Here is a 2,640-nt window from a genome sequence, read left to right on the forward strand (position 1 = left end):
CATGATCCCGGTCGTCCCGTAGAGCGGGTTCCGCCGCGCCTCGGCGGCCGGGACCGAGCGCCAGCGCCCGACGATGGCCAGGCGCGTGGCCGGCTGCGGCTGCGCGTGCCCTTCGCGGAACCAGCGCAGCGCCAGCACGAACGACGCGAACGGCGCGAGGATGAGCAGCAGATAGGGCGTGACCACCGGAATCAGCCCGTCGGCAGCCGCCCACGGCGGGGTCGTTGCGATGCGTGCGGCGGACGCGAGGCCGGCGACGAGCAGCCAGCCCTGCATGATGCGGTCGAGACGATTTTCGAGCGACAGCAGCAAGGTTGCCGAACGGGCGTGGAGGGCCTGGCTCACCCGTTCGAAAATCACCCGTCCGTCTCCCTCGGTTCGGCCGCCTCCCTAGCCCAGAGTTCGTTGCGACATTGTAAATGCCCCGACCGACGGGTCGGTTCCGATTAGCCGACGGGAGCCAAGGCGTGAGGTTCCTCTTCTTGGGTCTCGCCGGAAAGCAGTCGACCGGCAAGAACCCAGCAGCCGAGCGCTCCAAGAGTTCCCACCACCGCATCGAGCAAATAATGCCAGCCAAGCGCGAACGAACCGATGAAAATCGCCAGCCAATACCCCCATGCGGGAAGTCGGAGCTTCGGCCGGAAGGAAGACAGCGCGAGTGCAATCCATGCGGAAGTGGCGACGTGCACCGAAGGCATCGCCGAAATGCCGTTTCCGATTTGGTCGGTATGCGCCGAATAGGACGTCCACAGCATCTCGACGCCCAATCCGACGAATGGCGCGTGCACGACGATCCGGGCGGTGAGGTCGGCAAATTCAGCGCCGCCCACGATCCGGTCATAGAACACGGGTCCGGCCGACGACAGCAGGTACTGGCCGCACACGCCCAGCACGCCAACGATGAGGAAGTAGGCGATCATCGCCCGCGCCTTGATCGGTGACGGCTTAAGGCAAAGAATGAAGATCAGCGTTATCGTGTGGACCAGCGCCCAGGTGACGTAGATAACGTCAAACGGGCGCACGAGCCATTCTGGAACGAGGCGCCACGCATCCGTTCCGAGAATAGCGCGTTCGAGCGATGCGAGGCCGGGATCGGCCCAATAAGGAATGACCGCCGGGAGCATGTCCTTCAGCCAGGTGAGCGCACCCATCTGCCACGAGACGAGTTGAAAGCCGACGATATAGCTCGCGACGGCCGCCCGATCGGCCTCGCGCACTAAGCGACCGACCGGATGGGGCTCTCCTTCTCGCCAGAACTGCCAGATCTTCGGCGATGCAATGATCGAACCGCCTAGCAGTGAAATGACAAGGGCGATGATCATGTATTTGACGATCGGCAAGTGAGGGATGAACCCGATTGCACTGCCGATCGCGAGAGCCGCGGCATACTGGCAGAAGACCAACATTGCGCCGAGCACGATCCACCGCCCGTCGCCGCTGTGCGGCCACCTAATGATCGGGCCGTCTGCCTGGCGCCGCCGTCTGAACGATGTCCCCCGCCGCCGGAACTCATTGGCACTCATCCGGATCACAGCCGCTCGACTTTGACGGGGGCTTCAGCGCCGTCCTCGAGCTCACGCGGCAACAACCGTTCGGCGAAAATCCGTTCCGCCAAAACCCAGCACACAGCCGCAACGGCGGCTGCCGCAAGACCATCCACCCAATAATGATATCCGAAATACCCTGAACCGACGAAGATCACGGTCCAGAACAGCACCGCGGGGACGATCCAGCGCGTCCGCCGGGCCGCCATGACGTAGATCGACACTGTCGCGATGTGCATTGACGGAAATGCGGAAATGCCGCCGCCTTTAAACGCGATGTGAGCATCGAAGGCGTCCAGCAGATAGCGCTGCGTCAGCCTGATCGACCCATTCGGCGTAAGGCTGTTGTCGAGCACCTGCCGCAGCTCGGTAAAGCTCGCGCCGAGCTTTGGGTCGGTGAGATGCGCGAACACCGGCCCGGCGGCCGAGAAGGCGTAGGCGAACAGGAACCCCCCGACCAGCCAGCTCGCCAGCATCGCCGTGTAGAACACCGCCACCGTCCGCGGCCGCGCATTGAGCGGCACCAGCGCGACCGTAAACGCGAGCGCTCCGCCCCAACCTACCGTGTACAGCCACTCCCACGCCGGCATCCATCGGGTGCCGAGCCAGCGATGCGCGATACGCCACGCGTCGTCGCCAAAGATCATCCGGTCGCCGGCCGCCCAGAACCCTTCCCAGCGATAGCCGACAAGGAACGGGATCGCGGTCTTGGCGCAGGTGTAGGCGACCATGAACAACGGGAACACGACGAGCGGGAGCAGCAGCAGCGGCATGCGCGCACGCAGCCTCCCGGCGACGATCCTGAGCGGGTCGTCGGCCCGCCGCCGGGCGAGCTGCGCGACCCAAACGAACGCGCTCAGGCCGACGCACAGCAGGGTCACGGACCCGCTCGCCGAGAAATAAGGAGCGAACAGCCGCGAGAAGTCGATGTGCGCCAGCCGCGCCGTCGAAAGCGCCGCGCACGCCATCAGCGCGCACAGCAGCGACGGCGACGCAGCCCAGGCCGATCGCGAGGCCGATCCAGATGCCGAGGCCCTTCCAGTCCGCGCCGAACGCCAGCCACGAGCCGATGCCGAGGCCCACGACCCAGTAGCCG

2 protein-coding genes and 1 pseudogene are annotated in these 2,640 nt (G+C 65.3%); all 3 read right to left on the minus strand.

Going from position 1 to position 2,640, the window contains the following annotated elements; all coding sequences use genetic code 11:
* Positions 1-360, minus strand: a pseudogene (locus GH737_RS14210) (hypothetical protein); the annotation flags it as partial.
* 86 nt (positions 361-446) lie between these two features.
* On the minus strand, positions 447-1,418 hold the full coding sequence (locus GH737_RS14215; protein ID WP_196233213.1) for a phosphatase PAP2 family protein: 972 nt from the start codon (positions 1,416-1,418) through the stop codon (positions 447-449).
* 110 nt (positions 1,419-1,528) lie between these two features.
* The coding region (locus GH737_RS16010) for a phosphatase PAP2 family protein (RefSeq protein ID WP_275401974.1) at positions 1,529-2,640 on the minus strand (1,112 nt) is incomplete at its 5' end.

Origin of the sequence: Sphingomonas segetis, from assembly GCF_009720245.1 — a bacterium.
Classification (GTDB): domain Bacteria; phylum Pseudomonadota; class Alphaproteobacteria; order Sphingomonadales; family Sphingomonadaceae; genus Sphingomicrobium; species Sphingomicrobium segetis.